This window comes from Bradyrhizobium sp. YR681 (assembly GCF_000282615.1).
In the GTDB taxonomy this organism is placed as follows: Bacteria; Pseudomonadota; Alphaproteobacteria; order Rhizobiales; family Xanthobacteraceae; genus Bradyrhizobium.
Window position 1 is genome coordinate 16,625 of sequence record NZ_AKIY01000187.1, and the last position, 17,316, is coordinate 33,940.

Annotated in this window: 16 protein-coding genes and 1 tRNA gene; 12 read left to right on the forward strand and 5 right to left on the reverse strand. The window is 65.4% G+C overall.

What is annotated here, in order from left to right:
• Positions 1 to 145: 145 nt before the first annotated feature.
• On the reverse strand, positions 146 to 2,005 hold the full coding sequence (locus tag PMI42_RS15305) for a vWA domain-containing protein (RefSeq protein ID WP_008135594.1): 1,860 nt from the start codon (positions 2,003 to 2,005) through the stop codon (positions 146 to 148).
• A gap of 186 nt (positions 2,006 to 2,191) precedes the next feature.
• On the opposite strand from PMI42_RS15305, the gene PMI42_RS15310 reads away from it, so the two are divergent.
• Together PMI42_RS15310 and PMI42_RS37475 are read left to right on the forward strand one after the other, a co-directional pair.
• Positions 2,192 to 4,546 (forward strand): hypothetical protein, encoded by a 2,355-nt coding sequence (locus PMI42_RS15310; RefSeq protein ID WP_157195760.1) that lies wholly within the window; start codon positions 2,192 to 2,194, stop codon positions 4,544 to 4,546.
• Between the two features lie 240 nt (positions 4,547 to 4,786).
• On the forward strand, positions 4,787 to 5,968 hold the full coding sequence (locus tag PMI42_RS37475; RefSeq protein ID WP_008135596.1) for a hypothetical protein: 1,182 nt from the start codon (positions 4,787 to 4,789) through the stop codon (positions 5,966 to 5,968).
• Positions 5,969 to 6,027: 59 nt separating this feature from the next.
• On the opposite strand, the gene PMI42_RS15320 is transcribed toward PMI42_RS37475, so the two are convergent.
• Together PMI42_RS15320 and PMI42_RS15325 are read right to left on the reverse strand one after the other, a co-directional pair.
• Positions 6,028 to 7,302 (reverse strand): lytic murein transglycosylase, encoded by a 1,275-nt coding sequence (locus PMI42_RS15320; RefSeq protein WP_008135597.1) that lies wholly within the window; start codon positions 7,300 to 7,302, stop codon positions 6,028 to 6,030.
• A gap of 103 nt (positions 7,303 to 7,405) precedes the next feature.
• Positions 7,406 to 7,482 (reverse strand) — tRNA-Pro (locus PMI42_RS15325).
• Between the two features lie 68 nt (positions 7,483 to 7,550).
• Between PMI42_RS15325 and PMI42_RS15330 the strand changes: the two genes are divergently transcribed.
• From PMI42_RS15330 to PMI42_RS15355, 6 genes are all read left to right on the forward strand, one after another.
• Positions 7,551 to 8,540: an L-threonylcarbamoyladenylate synthase gene (locus PMI42_RS15330; RefSeq protein WP_008135599.1), complete on the forward strand. Its 990-nt coding sequence runs from the start codon at positions 7,551 to 7,553 to the stop codon at positions 8,538 to 8,540.
• A gap of 18 nt (positions 8,541 to 8,558) precedes the next feature.
• Entirely contained in the window at positions 8,559 to 9,986 is a 1,428-nt protein-coding gene (locus tag PMI42_RS15335) for an FAD-binding oxidoreductase (RefSeq protein ID WP_008135602.1), read from the forward strand.
• Positions 9,983 to 10,423: a GNAT family acetyltransferase gene (locus tag PMI42_RS15340; RefSeq protein WP_008135603.1), complete on the forward strand. Its 441-nt coding sequence runs from the start codon at positions 9,983 to 9,985 to the stop codon at positions 10,421 to 10,423. The genes PMI42_RS15335 and PMI42_RS15340 overlap by 4 nt, the downstream gene beginning before the upstream one ends.
• Before the next feature lie 12 nt (positions 10,424 to 10,435).
• Positions 10,436 to 11,017, forward strand: coding sequence for an NUDIX hydrolase (locus PMI42_RS15345; protein WP_008135604.1), 582 nt, complete (start codon positions 10,436 to 10,438; stop codon positions 11,015 to 11,017).
• 282 nt (positions 11,018 to 11,299) lie between these two features.
• Positions 11,300 to 12,229 carry a glycine/sarcosine/betaine reductase selenoprotein B family protein gene (locus tag PMI42_RS15350; protein ID WP_008135605.1) on the forward strand — a complete coding sequence of 310 codons (930 nt, stop codon included), beginning with the start codon at positions 11,300 to 11,302 and terminating at the stop codon, positions 12,227 to 12,229.
• Positions 12,230 to 12,265: 36 nt separating this feature from the next.
• Complete coding sequence (locus PMI42_RS15355) at positions 12,266 to 13,459, forward strand: CaiB/BaiF CoA transferase family protein (protein WP_008135606.1); 1,194 nt, start codon at positions 12,266 to 12,268, stop codon at positions 13,457 to 13,459.
• A 128-nt stretch (positions 13,460 to 13,587) separates the two neighbouring features.
• Here the strand turns inward: PMI42_RS15355 and PMI42_RS15360 are convergent, their stop codons facing one another.
• Positions 13,588 to 14,349 (reverse strand): SOS response-associated peptidase, encoded by a 762-nt coding sequence (locus PMI42_RS15360; RefSeq protein WP_008135608.1) that lies wholly within the window; start codon positions 14,347 to 14,349, stop codon positions 13,588 to 13,590.
• Positions 14,350 to 14,412: 63 nt separating this feature from the next.
• Here PMI42_RS15360 and PMI42_RS15365 point away from each other — a divergent pair, with 63 nt between their 5' ends.
• From PMI42_RS15365 to PMI42_RS15380, 4 genes are all read left to right on the forward strand, one after another.
• Positions 14,413 to 14,913, forward strand: coding sequence for a hypothetical protein (locus PMI42_RS15365; RefSeq protein WP_008135609.1), 501 nt, complete (start codon positions 14,413 to 14,415; stop codon positions 14,911 to 14,913).
• 3 nt (positions 14,914 to 14,916) lie between these two features.
• Complete coding sequence (locus PMI42_RS15370) at positions 14,917 to 15,351, forward strand: NUDIX hydrolase (RefSeq protein WP_035965773.1); 435 nt, start codon at positions 14,917 to 14,919, stop codon at positions 15,349 to 15,351.
• Positions 15,352 to 15,397: 46 nt separating this feature from the next.
• Positions 15,398 to 15,775, forward strand: a complete 378-nt coding sequence (locus tag PMI42_RS15375; protein ID WP_008135613.1) for a TIGR02301 family protein — start codon at positions 15,398 to 15,400, stop codon at positions 15,773 to 15,775.
• Between the two features lie 180 nt (positions 15,776 to 15,955).
• On the forward strand, positions 15,956 to 16,222 hold the full coding sequence (locus tag PMI42_RS15380) for a hypothetical protein (RefSeq protein ID WP_008135624.1): 267 nt from the start codon (positions 15,956 to 15,958) through the stop codon (positions 16,220 to 16,222).
• Between the two features lie 172 nt (positions 16,223 to 16,394).
• Here PMI42_RS15380 and PMI42_RS15385 read toward each other — a convergent pair whose 3' ends face one another.
• Positions 16,395 to 17,258, reverse strand: a complete 864-nt coding sequence (locus PMI42_RS15385; protein WP_008135627.1) for a sulfurtransferase — start codon at positions 17,256 to 17,258, stop codon at positions 16,395 to 16,397.
• Positions 17,259 to 17,316 lie beyond the last annotated feature (58 nt).

The following is a 17,316-nucleotide window of genomic DNA, read 5'->3' on the forward strand; positions in this document are numbered from 1 at the left end:
AGCGAACAGGTGCCAATCAGCGTAGCGAGCGCCAATCTCGGAAGCATGAATCCCCCACTCAACAAATAAAATACGTCGTCAGGTTATATGCCACACGGCCTCGTTGCAACGGCATTCCGTACACGGAGCGACCAATCCTTTCGTCCTACGGCAAGTACGCGATCGGTATCCAGACGGCCGGGCTCTTGTCGAAATCCTCCCTGTGCGCCTCGAGAAAGCGACTCAAGATTGCTCCGGCGTCCTGGATGCGCCTGGCCATGGCCAGCCGCTCTGCGGGGTTCATCCCCGAGAGATCGCCGATATTGATGTCGAGCAGTCTGGTCCGAAACTGGATTCCGAGCTGCTTCTTCACCGTCGTATCGACGTTTTCCGAGGGATCGTAGGCCTCGCCATCGATCGCGGCCAGGATTTGGACGGCACATTCCTTCAGCGCGGCCGCATCGACGCTGATCGCGCCAAACGAGGAGAACTGGGCGATCAGGCGCTCAAGCGTCTGCTTGTCGATCTGGATGACCGGCTCGAGCAGCTCGTCGTTCTCCACGAGGTATCCCTGACTGAGCAACGCGCCCTTGCCGGCGTCGATGGAGAACCCGATACCGGCCGCGCGGAGGCGGGCGAGCTTTTCGCCATCGAGGACGGCGAGCGGCAGCTTCATGTTCCCCGGCTCACCGGACTGCACGAAGGAAAGATCTTTTTGGCCTTCGACATAGGTCTCCCGCGCCGTGGCAACAATGCGCTCCACGAGAGCGGCCGCGATCTGTCGGGTTTGATCGGTGCCGTCTTCCTTGCCGCCGCGAATGAACGTTCCGCCGGTGGCTTCGCCGAGCGTCGACAGCACGGGGCCCAGATTTGGGCTCGCCCGGGGGAAGTTCTGGACCGAAATGACCTTGATGCCGTCGTCGACCAGATCGGCAGCAACCATGGACGGGGTGAGCCCCGCAGGCACGCCGTCGTGAATCTTGCCTATGGTCGTCGGCTTTGCGTCGTCACCCAGCACGGCAACGACGAGTTTGCGCCCCGCATCGTCCCACGGAAAGAAATGCTGGGCGATGTAGACGGCATCCAGCACCGGCTCGGCGGGATCTCCGCCCCCTCTCATGAAGGAGCCCCTCGCGGCATATCTCAACGCGCTGATCGCGTTGCCGACGTTCTGGGGCTCGATCACCAGGTACTTCTCCTCGTCCGTCTCGTCGCGGAAGAAGACGAAACCAATGCGCAGGGCATTCAGGATGTCTTTGGGCAGACCATCCACAGCTGCCTTGAGCCGGTCGGCGATGGCCGAAGCCAGCCTGTCCATGTCGGACGTCGCGTCGTATGCGACCGCGACCGTCGTGCTGGTCATCGCCTTCTCGAGCTTCTTGAGCAGCGCATCGTTGCGGCCACCGCCCGGCTCCCCGAAGACGATCTTCGCGTCAGGCGACGTCGCCGGAAGCAGAACCCTGAAAATCCGTTTCTCGAGAGTGCCGCGCAATTTCTCGCGCCTGCTGTCCAGCACGGGAAAAGGACGCATCGCAGGCTCGCGGCGCAGGATGCTCTGCAAATCGTCCCGAAAAGAGGGTGGCGCCAGCTTGGCATCACCGGACCCGAGAAACTTGCGCAGGCTCTCCGCATCATGCCAGGCGACGACTTCCGGGCGCGCGGCGTCAAGGGCGAACGGACCGGGACGCAAGGCTTCGCGCGTCGGCCAGACATGCACCTCGCTCTTGAGGACATAGCCGGTCTTGCCGGCCCCGGCCTGCTCGACGGTCTGGGCCCGAACGCTGGTGATCTTGTAGAACTGCCCCTCCTCGCAGATGACATGGTAGGGCGTGAGCGGGGCAAGCGTGAAGGCCGTCTCCTTGCTGTCCGAACCGGCCCTGACCTCGATCCTGTCCGAGCCGCCGACCACCTTGACGATGAAGCCATCGTCGGTGGTCTTCATGCTGGCGGACTCGCAGCCTGCGGCCGCACTTGAAAAGACGAGCAGGCCTCCCAGGATCGGCGCGAGCACAAGTCCCTTGGACATGTTTCCCCACTTTCAAATCGTGCAATCAAATCGTGCAAAATGACGGACCGGAAGGCTACGCCAGCCGCCCGGAGAGTCTCATTCGTCCTCACCGGTGACCAACATTGACGGCACCGATGTACAGGCAAGCGGTCCGGATGCTAGGCATTGATCGGCGTTTGGTCTATCTAGATATCTTGAGTTGCATTGCATCTCGGGCGGTTTTTCCGAGTAATTTTCAGCGTCTTTTTCTCGCGGGACTGTGACTCGATGATTCGCGGCAAGGCCAACAGGCTGATCCTGGCACTATGCTTTGTCCTGGCTCCCCTGACCGATCGGATTGCACGGGCCCAGGCCGCCAAACCAGAAGCCTGGTACCATCAATGCGCGAACTGGACGCCTCCCCCCTGGGACAAGCCGGGCACCAAACGATTGCTGTTTCCGGTCAAGCTGCCGCCCGGGGAATTTCCCGGGACGTTCACCCGGAATAGCAGGAGTGATGCCGGAGCATTCGTGTCTCCCGGCGACATCGTCGTCAGCCTGATCAGCGAGCCCGGGCGCACCGAGCCTTCAACCCAGTTCGTCACGCGATCGGGAGCGCCGATCGAGTTTTTTGCGGACGCCTCGGATGCACGGCGGATCGTCAGCAACGGCCGACTGGCCAGCGCTCCTCCGTTTGGATCCGCCCTCTATGCCATCGCATGTGTGAAAAGTGCATCCGGCGCCCTCGTGCAGGATGAAACGGCTCCCGGGCGTCCGACGAGGATGGCGACGCCCTCCGATGGGGAGCCCAGGCTGATCGACCTTTTCGCCAGCCGCGAGACATCCGTCGCAGAGCGAAGCCGCCGCGGTGCCGTGGACGCACCAACCAGCGCTCCTGCTGCGAGCGGCGCAAATCCGCCGGCTTCCCCGAAAATCTCCGACTTGTTCGGCGGAGCGGCGGCCTCGCCGTCCGACGACCCCAAATCGGGCAGAGACGGCACGCCCGCCAGCGCGCCCGGGCGGCCGGGCGCGGCGGCGATATCGCCGGAAAGCCCGGCAACACCCGCCGACACCGCGACGGCGCCGACGGTCAAGGCGCCGGAGGCCGCCGGCCGGGACGGCGTATCGTCGCGCGCCGTGTGCGACGCCCGAAGCCTGGCCCCGCTTTCCATGCCAAACGGGACCATGGTCACCTCCTTGCAAGCAGTCGGGATCCGCAACGGCGCGGGGCAGGCCAAAGGTTTTGAATATTCCGGCAGCGACACGCGGCCGCTCGGCGACCGCCTGAATATCGGCAGCAGTGCGCGGCAACTCGTTCCTTACGAGGTTGTCGCGGAACGGCGCCTTGGCTCGGAGCCGCTCCTTGTGTCGATCGCAGGCGCGGAGCCAGACCGGCGCGCCATCGGCGTTGCGAAGACCGCCAAAACAATCAGGACCATCGTGGTCGCCGGCGCCGCCGAGCTTTCGATGTCGGGGCTGGACCTGGTCGGCCGCGAATTGAAAAAGCCGGGCGGAGAGGCCGTGAGGCTCGAGATCGAATGGCATTCCATCGATGAGACCGGCGCGGTCAGGCACGCCGGCAGCTATTCCTCCTTCGAGCAGCTCGTGAAGGAGGCCGCAGCCAGGAACCGGGAGCGGCCGGATGTCCTCGGCGAGAGCCAGCTTCTGACGTTGTTCGACGATGTCGAGAAGCTGCTGAAGGCGCAGACGCGACCGTTCGACAAGGTGTTCTGGATCAAGGGTGCGTACGCGATCCCGAGCAGCATCCCGCGCCGTTTCGAGCGGCTCATCGCAACGGTATCGTCCAGCAGCGCCGCGCCCCACACGCCTTCGGGCCAGTTGGGGAAATGGCTTGTCGTCGTCACCTCGCGCATGCCGGGCTTCAGCCTCGCCTATCTGAAGGAGCCGATCTATTCGCTCCAGATCGGCGACGTCATCGAGGAGGCGGAGGCGAGCGCCGGTCCCCGTCATCTGATCAGCGATCCCGTCGTGCTCGCGGCCCGCTTGCGGTCGACCGGGAGCGCCGCGAAGACCGACGGCGAAACCGCACGCCCCGCGCCGATCGCGAAGCTCGCATTCGACGCCCGGGATGTTTTCGCCGAGCGCGGCTATGTGCTGTCGCCGGACGCGGCCGTGGCGCTTCAGATCCATCTTCAGCGCGTTTCGCGCCTGTGGGACGCGGCGGGTTTGCGACCGGAGACACTGACGGGACTCGAGAACGGGACCGGCAAGCCGCAAGCTGCAATGCTCGACATCCTCCAGGCGAGCGAGCGCAGCAAGTATCCCCAGCTGCCAGGCCTGCTGCCGGACTGGTTTCGCAAGCCCGTCAGGACGCTGACCCCCGACGAAGCCAAATCGGCCGGAGCCGCCGTCGCCGCTTATCTGGCCGGCGTCAACAGGCTCGCCGTCGCCGCGCGCGAGGCAACCGCAAATCCGCATTTCGACTGCCAGCTCCTTTACGTCGCCGAAGCATCGTTCGGCTTCGACCGGCTGGGGCGGCCGGCTGCCTCCAAGAGCCTCGCGACCGGATCCGACCCCCGCTCCAGATCGACGGGGCCCAAACTCCCACCGGTCCGTTGAAGCAGGCACCGCCGCGCAACCGCGCGCATCGACACCTCGCCCGGCGATCGAACGAGTTGCAAAGCTTTTGGGCAAACCGCATAATATTGGACAGGCGATGGGGTCGACAGCGCGACCGCTCATGCAAGCGATCCACCTTCGATCAACCACATCTTTTTTTGCTCGGGGTTGAAGTCATTTTGTGGCCCGCAAGGACCACGCATCCTGTTGATTGGCGCTTTTGTTCGGGCAGCACGGAGCATGGTGAAGCGACACGCGTTCTCGATCGGCATCCTTGCCGTGACCTTGCTCGCAGGCCCGACGTCCGCCGAGGTCTATTTCAGCGACGCCACCGTGGAAATTTCCGGTAGCGGACCGCGGACCTCGCGGAATTGCACGGTGGTTCTGAAGCCGGTGAAAACCCGCGACGGCGATCTCGCCCCGCAGCTGAGCCTGGTGACATCGGGGCAATCCCGCTTGTCGCTGGACCTCGCCATGGCCGGCCAATATTCCGCGCCCGTCGTCGTGCAGAACAACATCCGCCGCCCGTTCGCGAGGGCCGACAACGTCTCGACCGAGCAATTTCGGCTCTCGGATATCGGCCGGACGCTTGCGTCGCGACGATTGTTCTTCGTCACCGCGCAACGCCTCGACAACGCAAAATACGCCAGCGGCCGCTACGAACGCCTCGATTTCGACGCGCTGCTGGCCCGGATCGAGGCCCACTGCCCGTTCGATGCCGAGAGTCTGATGGCCGACATCGCGGCGCGGCAGCGCGCGGAGCAATCATTGTCGATCTCCGCGCCGGACCTCGTGTTCATGCGCTGGACGCTCAACAAGAAATACGGGGAGAGTTCGGCCAGGCCGGATCCGGCCTACGCGCTGTCGCCGCAGGAGCGCAGCTATCTCAAACGCTACGCCGCCGACAACGGTCTGGCGATCTCGCAATATCTGACGGCCGAGACGGCGCGGCTGCTCAGGGCCGAGGGGCAACAGATCGCCAATGCGGTCGTGCCGGTCCCCGCCCCAACGCCGGCGGCTGCGACGCCATGGCCGCCACTTCCGCCCGGCCCGAAGCAGAATTTCTGGTCGCACAACGGGTCGAGGGTCCAGCTCAAATCCGATCCCGAAAAACCCGGCCGCATCTTCGTTTATGAGGCCCCCTCCGAGGATCTGCGGCGAAGCGGAGTGAGCAGCGGGACCATCCTGTTCAGGGGGGGACGGACCGGCAACCGGTATGCGGGCACGGCGTATGCGTTCGCGGCGGGCTGTACCGCCGCCTCCTACGAGGTCGCCGGAAACGTCTCCGAAGACCAGCGCCAGGTCGTGTTGCAAGGACTGGCCCCGGTCCAGGCTTCCGGCTGCAGGATCACCGGCCGGCGGGTCGAGACCCTGACCTTCGTCTTTCACGACGCGCAGGACAATTGGGGCGAAGCTCGCTAGCTTGCAGTCGCCTGAACGCAGCGCCCCACAATTCAAGCCGCAACGGAACGAGGTCCGGCTCAATTGCTGCGTTGGCTGCGCTGCGCGCCGCGCAACGTCTTGAGCAGGTCGAGCGTCGGATTGCCATCCGGGATCGAGCCTGCCGCGAGCTGAACGCTGCGGATGGCATCGCGCAGGTCGAAATCGATGTGCCCCTCGAACTCGTTCACCTTGTAGCCGGCCGCAGCCAGCTCGCGCTGCAACTCGATCCTCTGTTCGCGCGAGAGCGGGTGATCGTCATCGGGCCATTGCTGGCGAACCGGTCCGCCGCCGACCAAACGGTCGGAGAGGAGCAGGACCGCGAGAGCGTAAACGTCGGAATTGTTATACTGCTTGATCGCGACAAAATTCTCGGTCGCGAGGAATGCTGGCCCCCGTGCGCCGCTCGGAAAGAGCAGATACGCCTCCGAGGCCGCGTTGTCGTCCTCCGGGAAGGCGCCGCCATCCGCGCGACGCAGCCCGCTGTCCGCCCACGCGCGAAACGAGGCGCGGCTGACGGAGAAGTCGAATCCGCCGGGAAGAACGACTTCAAAGCCCCATGACAGGCCGGGCTTCCATCCCTTCTTGCGCAGATAGTTTGCGATGGATGCGAGCACGTCGGGTGTGCTGGTCCAGATGTCCCGGCGGCCGTCACGCGAGAAGTCGACCGCATAGTCGATGAAGCTGGACGGAAGGAATTGCGGCTGCCCCATGGCTCCGGCCCACGACCCGACGAACTGCCTGCGCGAGACGTCGCCGGACTGAAGGATGGCAAGGGCGCACAGCAATTCATTGCGGAAGAAGTCGCCGCGATATCTTGCGAGCGCCAGCGTCGCCAGCGAACGAATGACGTCCCGGTTGTCGTTGACCGCGCCGTAATTGGACTCGACGCCCAGGATGCTCACCAGCACCGATGATTTGACCCCATACTCGCGCTCCACCCGGGCCAGAGTGTCCGACCACGTCGCGAGGCGGCGGCGCCCGCCCGCGATCATGCCGGCCTCGATCCGCGATCCCAGATAGCGACCGACCGGCCTGGTGTACTCGGGTTGCTTTCTGGTCAGCGCCAGGACCTGCGGATCCGGCGACACATCCGCAAACGCCGCGACGAAGACGTCCCGCCTGATCCCGCGCGCTTCCGCCTCGGGCCAGAGTTCACGTTCCAGGAATGTCCGGAAGGTCCCGGAATCAGCGGACTCTGCGTTGGCCGGCGCGACGATTGCGCTCAGCACCAGGGTCAGCCCCAAGGCGGCGAGCAACCCGCTGCATCGCGCGAGGCTGCCCTGGATCAATTGGCGGACAGCGCCAAAAGCCATCACAAGGTCCCGGAAAAAGCTGCTGCCTGAATTTCCGGGAGCTGGCATGCGGGGAATTTTTCGGGGGTAGAAAAGACCAAAGCTTTTAAGTATTTGAAATTATTGGTCGGAGTGGCAGGATTCGAACCTGCGACCCCTGCGTCCCGAACGCAGTGCTCTACCGGGCTGAGCCACACTCCGACAAGAGGCCGGCTTATAGCGTCGGGTGTGGCGCACCGCAAGCGGCCGAGTTGAGGAATTTTATCCCTGTGAAAACGGGTCTTGAAACGCTGATTTTACCGGCCGGCCCGGCCGGCTCGGAAGCCGCTGCCCGGACCCTGGCTGCCGGCGGGCTGGTCGCGTTTCCGACCGAGACGGTCTACGGGCTCGGGGCGGACGCCGCCAATGCCACGGCGGTCGCCCATATCTACAGCGCCAAGGGGCGGCCGGCCTTCAATCCCCTGATCGCGCATGTCGCGGACCTCGCAGCCGCGCAGGCCATCGGCCGGTTCGACGCGCGCGCCCTGAAGCTTGCAGAGGCATTCTGGCCGGGGCCGCTGACATTGGTGGTGCCGAAGACCGACAATTGCCCGGTGGCGGATCTCGCCACCGCCGGCCTCGACACGGTCGCGATCCGCATTCCCGCCCACCCGGTGGCGGAGGCGATCCTGCGCGCCTTTGGCGGAGCCGTCGTGGCGCCGTCCGCCAACATCTCCGGTCACGTTTCGCCGACGCTGGCCGCCCATGTCGAAAGCGACCTTTCGGGCCGCATCGACCTGATCGTCGATGGCGGGCCTGTTACGGTCGGCGTCGAATCCACCATTGTCGGCTGCTTCGAGGCGCCGATGCTGCTCCGGCCCGGCGGGCTGTCGCGCGAACGGATCGAGGCGGTGCTCGGCGCGCCCCTGGCGCGGCCACCGGTGGAGGCCGAGAGCGATGACAGCCAGCCGCTGGCGCCGGGCATGCTGGCCTCACATTATGCGCCACGCGCCCATGTGCGGCTCGATGCGCGCGAAGTCGCGCCGGACGAAGCGCTGCTGGCATTCGGCCCTGCGCGCCTGCCCGGCATTGACGCCGCCACCGCCGTCATGAATTTGTCGCCGGGCGGTGATCTCGATGAAGCCGCCGCCAATCTGTTCGGCTATCTTCGCGCGCTCGATGCGAAGGGGCCCCGGGCGATTGCCGTGATGGCGATTCCCGAACAAGATTTAGGCGAAGCGATCAACGACCGGCTGCGCCGGGCTGCGGTGGCACGATAAGAGCGAAGAGACGAGACGATGAACATCAACAAGCCTGCCACCCCTCCGCTTGCGCCCGAGCTGATCGAACAATTCCGCAAGATCGTCGGCGAGCGCCACGCGATCACCGATGCAGCCGACATCGAGGCCTACGTCACCGAGGAGCGCAATCTGTTCCACGGCCGCTCGCCGCTGGTGCTGCGCCCGGGCTCGACGGCGGAGGTCGCCGAAATCTGCAAGCTGGCCTCCGCGCACAACATCGCGCTGGTGCCGCAAGGCGGCAACACCGGGCTCGTCGGCGGCCAGACGCCGCATAATGGCGAGGTGGTGGTGTCGCTGCGGCGCATGGACAAGATCCGCGAGGTCGACACCGCCTCCAACACCATGACGGTCGAGGCTGGCGTCGTGCTGCAGATCGCGCAAGCGAAGGCGTCCGACGTCGACAGGTTGTTCCCGCTGTCGCTCGGCGCCGAGGGCAGCTGCACCATCGGCGGCAATCTCTCGACCAATGCCGGCGGCACCGCAGCCCTCGCCTATGGCGTCGCGCGCGAGATGGCGCTGGGGCTAGAAGTGGTGCTTGCCGACGGCCGCGTGCTCAATTCTCTCTCGAAGCTGAAGAAGGACAACACCGGCTACAATCTGCACAACCTCTTCATCGGCGCCGAAGGCACGCTCGGCATCATCACCGCGGCGACGCTGAAGCTGTTTCCGAAGCCGCGGGCGATCGAGACGGCCTATGTCGGCCTGAAGTCGCCGGCGGCGGCGCTGAAGTTGCTCACGATCGCGCAGGGCGAAGCCGCCAACGCGCTGACGAGTTTCGAGCTGCTCTCGGAGATGGCCGTGGACTTCTCCGTCCGCCACGGCATCGACGTGCGCGATCCGCTCGCCGAGAAGCATCCCTGGTACGTGCTGATGGAATTGTCCTCCCCCGGCGACGATGCCCGCACGCCGCTGGAGACGATCCTGGCCCGCGCCATGGAGGAGGAGATCGTCGACGACGCCGTGATCGCGTCGAGCCTCACCCAGCGCAACAATTTCTGGAAGCTGCGCGAGGAAATGTCGGCGGCGCAGAAGCCGGAGGGCGGCTCGATCAAGCACGACATCTCCGTGCCTGTTGCGACCGTGCCCGCCTTCATCGAGGAAGCGAACGAAGCGGTGGTGAAGCTGATCCCCGGCGCGCGGCCGGTGCCGTTCGGCCATCTCGGTGACGGCAATCTGCACTACAATGTGAGCCAGCCGATCGGCGCCAACACCGCGGACTACCTCGCCCGCTGGCACGAGATGAACGCTGTTGTCTTCGAGATCGTGCTGCGCATGGGCGGCTCGATCTCGGCCGAGCACGGCATCGGCGTGCTTAAGCGCGACGAGCTGCCCGAGGTGAAGGACAAGACCGCGATCGAGCTGATGCGGTCGATCAAGGCGATGCTCGATCCGCACGGCATCATGAATCCGGGGAAAGTGCTGTGAGCGTGTCCCTCACGATCGATGCGATCACCGACGCCGATGTCGAGCCGGTGGTCGTGCTGTGGCAGCGCTGCGGCCTGACGCGTCCCTGGAACGATCCGCATGCCGACATCGCGCTGGCCCGGCGACGTGACAACTCCACGGTACTGATCGGCCGCGATGGCGGCGCGATCGTCGCGACCGTCATGGTCGGCCATGACGGCCATCGCGGCTGGGTCTATTACGTTGCGGTCGACCCCGATGGCCGCAAGCGCGGCTATGGCCGGATCATCATGGCCGCGGCCGAGGACTGGCTGCGCACGGCCGGGATCGCAAAGCTCCAGCTCCTGGTTCGCCGCGAGAATGCGCAGGCCAATGCGTTCTACCAGTCGCTCGGGTTTGAGGAATCGACGTCGGTGATGTTCCAGAAGTGGCTCGACGGACGCGAGCAACCCCGTTAGCGGAAGATAGCAATGACCATTTCCGACCGCGTCCGCATCAAGGACGTCCGTGTGCTCTCGGACAACTGGACGCCCCTGAAGAACACCACGTTCGAGTACCGGCGCGCCAGCGGCGCGTGGCAGACGCAGCATCGCGAGACCTATGAACGCGACAACGCGGCCGCCGTGCTGCCCTACAATCGCGCGCGGCGTACGGTGATCCTGGTGCGCCAGTTCCGCCTGCCGGCGTTCATCCGCGGCTACGACGATCTGCTGATCGAGGCCGCCGCCGGCGTGCTGGACGACGCCTCGCCCGAGGTCCGTATCCGCGCCGAGGCCGAGGAGGAGACCGGCTACCGCCTGCACCATGTGCAAAAAGTGTTCGAGGCGTTCATGAGCCCGGGCGCGGTGACCGAGAAGCTGCATTTCTTCGTCGCCGAATACGAGCCGGAGATGCGCGTCAGCGCCGGCGGCGGCCTCGAGCACGAGGGCGAGGACATCGAGGTGCTGGAGCTTTCCATCGACGAGGCCCTGGCGATGATTGCCGACGGCCGCATCATCGACGCCAAGGCGATCATGCTGCTGCAATATGCGGCGCTGCATGTTTTCAGATAACTCATGCGGTGCATTCTTCCCTTCTCCCCTTGCGGGAGAAGGTGGCGCGAAGCGCCGGATGAGGGGTATGTCTCTGCGACTTGAAGCAAGAGTTGGACTCGCGGACAGAACCCCTCACCCGTCTCGCCGCTATCGCGGCGAGCCACCCTCTCCCGCAAGGGGAGAGCGGACGAAAGCGCTCCCACGCGATCGCAATTCTGTCCTGCGCCACCGCTCCCCCCGTTGAGCAACCCCAAAACTATCTCTAGTCTGGTCCCAACCAAGAACCAGGAGACGCGCCCCATGTCCGCTTCGCGCGACGATGAATTCGGCTTTGCGCCCGACTACGATGCCCCCGTCCCCTACATGCAGCGCACCCGCGACTATTACGCCGCGATCGGCTACACCACGCCCTACCGCTGGGCGCATTACACCGAGGCGCCATTCCAGCCGCTGAAGAAGCCGCTGGCAAAATCGCGCGTCACCATCATCACGACGGCGGCGCCGTACGATCCGACCAAGGGCGACCAGGGGCCGGGTGCGGCGTATAATGGCAGCGCGAAATTCTACCAGGTCTATGACGGCGACACCGCGAAGCAGCACGACCTGCGCATCTCTCACATCGGCTACGACCGTAAGCACACCACCGCCACCGACAACGGCACCTGGTTTCCGCTGCCGCAGCTCCTCAAGGCAAGCGCGGCCGGTCGCATTGGCGAGGTCGCCCCGCGCTTCTTCGGCGCGCCGACCAATCGCAGCCATCGCGTCACGCTCGACACCGATGCACCGGAGATTCTGGCGCGCTGCCTTGCTGACAAGGTGGACGTTGCCGTGCTGGTGCCGAACTGCCCGGTCTGTCACCAGACCACCGCGCTGGTGGCGCGGCATCTGGAGGCAGGCGGCATCCCGACCGTGGTGATGGGCTGCGCCAAGGACATCATCGAGCACGCCGCCGTGCCGCGGTTCCTGTTCTCGGACTTCCCGCTCGGCAACTCCGCCGGCAAGCCGCACGACGTCGCTTCGCAAGCCCAGACGCTGGAGCTCGCGCTCAAGCTGCTGGAATCCGCGAGCGGCCCGCAGACCACGATGCAGTCGCCGCTGCGCTGGAGCGAGGATGCCTCGTGGAAGCTCGACTACAACAACGTCGCGCAGCTTTCGCCGGAAGAGCTGGCACGCCGCCGCGCCGAATTCGACAAGCAGAAGGAGATCGCGCGCGGCAACCGCGCCGCCTGACGTCCTCCAATAACAACAATCAATGGGGAGAGCGACGTGACGCGACCGTTCGAGGGCGTGAAGATTTTGGACTTCACGCAAGTGCTGGCCGGCCCCTATGCGAGCTACCAGCTCGCGCTGCTCGGCGCCGACGTCATCAAGGTCGAGCGGCGCGAGGGCGAGGACATGCGCCGCACGCCGCTGTCGCGCGAATGGGCGGAGCGCGGCCTCGCGCCGGCGTTCCAGGCCATCAACGGCAACAAGCGCAGCCTGACGCTCGATCTGCAAAAGCCCGATGCGATCGCGATCGTGAAGAAGCTGGCGGCGACCGTCGACGTCGTCATGGAGAATTTTCGCCCGGGCGTTATGGACAAGCTCGGCATCGGCTACGAGGCGCTGTCCGCGATCAACCCCAAGCTGATCTATTGCGCGGTGTCAGGCTTCGGCCAGACCGGCCCGGATCGCCTGCGGCCCGGCTATGACGGCAAGATGCAGGCACTGTCGGGCATCATGGCGATCACGGGCCATCCTGAAACCGGACCGACGCGCGCGGGCTTTGCAGTGTGCGACGTGCTCTCGGGCGCCACCGCGGCCTTCGGTGTGTCGAGCGCGCTGTACCAGCGCGACCGCACCGGCATGGGGCAGTTCGTCGATGTCTCCATGCTGGAGGCGACGATGGCGTTCCTCTCGGGGCAGATCGCGGACTGGTCGGTTGCAGGCCATCGCCAGACGCTGTCAGGCAACCAGGCGGTGAGCCGCCGGACCACAGCGAACCTCTTCAAATGCGGCGACGGTCACATCCTGCTCGCCGTCAACAACGAGAAGCAGTACCGCGCGCTGATGGCTGCGCTCGGCCGCGAGGACACGCTGAGCGATCCGCGCTTTGCCGACTGGTTCGCGCGCAACGAGAACGAGCCTGCGCTGCGCGCCATCATCGAGGCGGCGCTATCAGCAAGGCCGGCGCGCGAATGGGAGACCATTCTGGAGGATGCCGGTGCGCCCTGCGCCAGCATCTGGAAGGTCGAGGAGGTGATCGACCATCCGCAGATCAAGGCGCGCGGTGCGATCCAGGAGCTGGATACGCCCTACGGCCGCCTGCGCTTTGCCGGCAGCGGCTTCAAGCTCGCCCATGGCGGCGGCAAGCTCGACCGGATGGCGCCGGAGCTGGGTGCGGATACGGACGCGGTGCTGGCCGAGCTGGGGTTCGATGCGGCGGAGATCGCAGCGCTGCGCGCAAGGGAGATTGTGTAGAGCGCCACACACTCCGCTGCTGCAGGGTGGGCAAAGCGAAGCGTGCCCACCATCGCGCGTTGCGGTGAGAGATCGTGGGCACGGCGCGTTGCGCCTTTGCCCACCCTACGGCACCACGGCAGCGGTGATCAGAACAACGAACCCTGCCCGTCATCCGACGACGCAGCAACCTTCCGCACCGCCTTCTTGGGCTTCGCAGCCTCGGCTTCCGCCTCCATCTCCTCCGCGCTGATCGGCAGCACGAGCTGATCATCCTCATTGGCGACGCGGTTGACGCGGGTGGAGACGGGGTGCCAGGCGAATTCGCCGATGCGTGGGGCCGTCATCAGCGGCAGAATCGCATCGACCTCGTCGCCCCTGACATCGAGCCAGCGCTCGAAATCGCGCGGGCTGATGGTGACGGGGACGCGGTCATGCAGCGTGGCGAGGTCCTCGCGCGCCGCCGCCGTGACGATTGCGACGGTGTCGAGCTCCTCGCCGTTCGGCCCGGCCCAGGTCTCGAACAATGCGGCAAAGCCGAGCGGCTCGCCGTCGGCGCGGTGGATGAAGAACGGCTGCTTGCGGCCGCCTTCCGACTTCCACTCGTAATAGCCGTCGGCCGGGATCAGGCCGCGCCGCCGGCGAATCGCCCGTTTGAACGCGGGCTTCTCCAGCACCGTCTCCGATCGGGCGTTTATCAGCAACGTGAATCCGCGGGGGTCCTTGACCCAGCCCGGCAACAGTCCCCAGCGCATCAGGCGAAAATGGCGCGCGCCGTTTTCGGCCAGCACGACCGGAATCGGTTGCGTCGGCGCGACATTGTACCGGGGCGGGAAATTGGGCTGCTCGACATAGCCGAACAGTTGCCGCAAAGCCGCGGGGGCCGAAGTTATGACGAAGCGTCCACACATCCTTGGGCGACTATATAGGGTCCGTTCAGGTTCTTTTAACCCCGAACGTTAACACTGCGGCAGATGAGCTCAACGGTCTCCCAAGCCGCGCGGACGCATGGACAGACGGGGCCCGAGGCCGCGGCCTGGGCCGAACGTCTGCGCGTGGCCAACATCAACCCGCGGACCGGGCTTGCCACTGACTATCTCAACCATTTCAATGAAGCCGTAATGCTGCTGGAAATGGTCCCTGATATGCCGGAATGCGCCGAAGATTTTCTGACCTGGTCGCCGCTGTCCTATGCCGAGCATTTCACCGCGTCCAATTTCAAGGCACGGGATCTGGCCATCGAGGCCTATGAGAAGGCCGATCCCAATGTGCGCGCCCAGTTCGACCACATCACCGACACCATGACCTCGATTCTATCGGCAGTCGGATCGGCCATGCGCGAGGTCGAGAAGGACACGACCCGCGTTCGCCTGGCCGAACAGGCCACCGCCTGGGTCAAGCCGCTGATCGCGGCCTGCGGCGGCGTCATCAATGGCGGGGCGGAAGCCGACGTCGACACCATCATGGCGAATTGAGCCGTGTCCGTGGCCGTCCAGCCCAGCCGTCCCCAGATCGCGGTCAGCGCTGCCATCTTTCGCGACGGCAAGGTGTTGCTGACCCGCCGCGCCCGTTCCCCTGCAAAAGGGTTCTATTCGCTGCCCGGCGGACGGGTCGAGTTCGGCGAATCGCTGCACCAGGCCCTGAGCCGCGAAGTCGACGAGGAGACCGGGCTCGATATCGAGATCATCGGACTTGCCGGCTGGCGCGAAGTGCTGCCGGCTGCCGCCGGCGCCGGCCATTACCTGATCATGTCCTTTGCCGCCCGCTGGGCGGGCAAGGAGCCGGTCCTGAACGACGAGCTCGACGACTACCGCTGGATCGCCCCGGACGCCCTGGCGAGCCTCGGCGCGCTCAAGTTGACCGGGGGGCTGGAGGAGGTCATCCAGTCCGCCGCGCGCCTGATCGGCCCCTGACACCCTGCCTTGCGTCATCAGCCCCGAGGGGGCATACACCCCGCCGATGTCCACGCGATTTCTGGCCATTTTTGCCCTGATCCTCACCTGCGCTTCCGTGCCCACGAGGGCCCAGGACGTGGCGGCGCCGTTTGACGCCGATTTGCAGCGGCTGGCCGAGATCCTCGGCGGCCTGCACTATCTGCGCGGCATTTGCGGGTCCAACGAAGGCAACAAATGGCGCAGCGAAATGCAGGCGCTGATCGATGCCGAAACCCCCTCGGGCGAACGCCGCACCCGCCTGATCGCCGGCTTCAACCGCGGCTATAACGGTTTTCAGCAGACCTACCGGAGCTGCACGCCGGCCGCGACGGTGGCGATCCGCCGCTACATCGAGGAAGGCTCGAAGATCTCGCGGGATCTCACGGCGCGTTACGCCAACTGATTTGTCATTCCGGGACGTGCTTAGCGCGGGCCGGCGTGCCCGCGGCGGGAACCCTGTCATCGTCTTTGTCCACCGCCATTAACCGTTCCTAAAGATGTGGCCTAGCGGTCGTTAATGCGCGTGCTACACCTTCTGCACAGCGCATCGCCGTGGATCGCGCCCCAGCCCTGATCGAGTTTCATGAGCCAGCCGATTTCCTACGCCCCCGCCCGCGCGCCGCTGCCCGATCACGAGCAGAAACAGGCCGCTCTGAGCTATCTCAACGAAGCCTGGGCCGAAGCGCGCCATGACGGCGTCGACGGCGACTGCCTGGCGCAGGCGAGTCTGTTTGCGGCCTTTGCCGAGCTCGTCGGCACCTATGGCGAGGACGCCGTGGCGAAGTTCGTGGAAGGTTTCCCGGGCCGCATCCGCAACGGCGAATTCTCCGTCGACATCTCCCGGCAGTAAGCCCTTTTCAAAAATGACCCCGCCACGCGGGCGGGGCCAGTTGACGGATGAATGACTTGGCGAAGGTCATCGCGAAGTCTGCCGTATTTATCGCACGGAAGCCCCTGGTCGCGGCCAAGCATTAGTCTCGCGACGACCGGGAGATGTTCCCGGCCAAGTCGGGAATGCGTGCCTAATCCGTCTCGATCGGCAGCGCCGGATCCCTCGCCCACTCGCCCATCGACGCGTCGTACAGCGAGAGCTTGTCGTAGCCGAGCTGCGTCAGCATGAGCAGGTCGATCGTCGCCGAGATGCCGCCGCCGCAATAGCAGATCACGTTCTTGTCGCGCGTGACGCACTGGCTTGCGAATTTCGCCTCGGCATCGGCGAGCGTCGTCAGCGTCTTGTCGGCATTGGTGAGTGTCGCCGCTGATACGTTGACGCTGCCGGGCACGCGGCCCGGCCGGCCGTAGCGGCTTGGCTCGAGGCCGCGATGAAATTGTGGTCCGAGCGCGTTGACGATCACTGTCGAGGGATCGCCGATCCGCGCCTTCACGGTGGTCTTGTCGACGAACAAACCCGCGCGCGGCGCGGCCTTGAACGTCGTCGCCGGATATCGCTTCGGCGCGCCCGTCTCGACCGGCCGCCCCTCGTCCTTCCACTTGTCGAAGCCGCCGTCGAGCACCTGCGCATCGACACCGAGCGAGCGCAGCATCCACCAGAACCGCGTCGACCACATCATGGTGCCGATGCTGTAGAGCACGACGGTCTTGGACGCATCGAGGCCGTGACGGCCGAAGGCGGCCTCCAGCTGGGCCACATCCGGCATCATGAAGAATTGCGGCGCCGAGGTGTCGGAGAACTCGCCTTGCAGGTCGAGGAAATCGGCGCCCGGGATGTGTCCGGCCGCGAATGTCTTGTCGCCGGGGACGGCGCGATACGGCACGTCGCTGCCGGGCGGGACGGGCTCGTTGTAGGTCGTGCAGTCGTAGAGCCGGAGGTTGGGATCGCCGAGGAGGCTTGCGAGTTGCCCGGTGGTGATGAGGGGTTGGGTCATGGACTACTCTCCCTGTCGAAGGGATTGTAGCTCTCCCCCCTCGTCATTGCGAGCGAAG

What these genes read in the sequence shown, in the direction of transcription:
- PMI42_RS15305 (WP_008135594.1), bottom strand. Translation starts at nt 2,005, where the DNA reads ATGTCCAAGGGACTTGTGCTCGCGCCGATCCTGGGAGGCCTGCTCGTC.
- PMI42_RS37475 (WP_008135596.1), top strand. Translation starts at nt 4,787, where the DNA reads ATGGTGAAGCGACACGCGTTCTCGATCGGCATCCTTGCCGTGACCTTG.
- PMI42_RS15320 (WP_008135597.1), bottom strand. Translation starts at nt 7,302, where the DNA reads ATGGCTTTTGGCGCTGTCCGCCAATTGATCCAGGGCAGCCTCGCGCGA.
- PMI42_RS15335 (WP_008135602.1), top strand. Translation starts at nt 8,559, where the DNA reads ATGAACATCAACAAGCCTGCCACCCCTCCGCTTGCGCCCGAGCTGATC.
- PMI42_RS15345 (WP_008135604.1), top strand. Translation starts at nt 10,436, where the DNA reads ATGACCATTTCCGACCGCGTCCGCATCAAGGACGTCCGTGTGCTCTCG.
- PMI42_RS15350 (WP_008135605.1), top strand. Translation starts at nt 11,300, where the DNA reads ATGTCCGCTTCGCGCGACGATGAATTCGGCTTTGCGCCCGACTACGAT.
- PMI42_RS15360 (WP_008135608.1), bottom strand. Translation starts at nt 14,349, where the DNA reads ATGTGTGGACGCTTCGTCATAACTTCGGCCCCCGCGGCTTTGCGGCAA.
- PMI42_RS15365 (WP_008135609.1), top strand. Translation starts at nt 14,413, where the DNA reads ATGAGCTCAACGGTCTCCCAAGCCGCGCGGACGCATGGACAGACGGGG.
- PMI42_RS15375 (WP_008135613.1), top strand. Translation starts at nt 15,398, where the DNA reads ATGTCCACGCGATTTCTGGCCATTTTTGCCCTGATCCTCACCTGCGCT.
- PMI42_RS15380 (WP_008135624.1), top strand. Translation starts at nt 15,956, where the DNA reads ATGAGCCAGCCGATTTCCTACGCCCCCGCCCGCGCGCCGCTGCCCGAT.
- PMI42_RS15385 (WP_008135627.1), bottom strand. Translation starts at nt 17,258, where the DNA reads ATGACCCAACCCCTCATCACCACCGGGCAACTCGCAAGCCTCCTCGGC.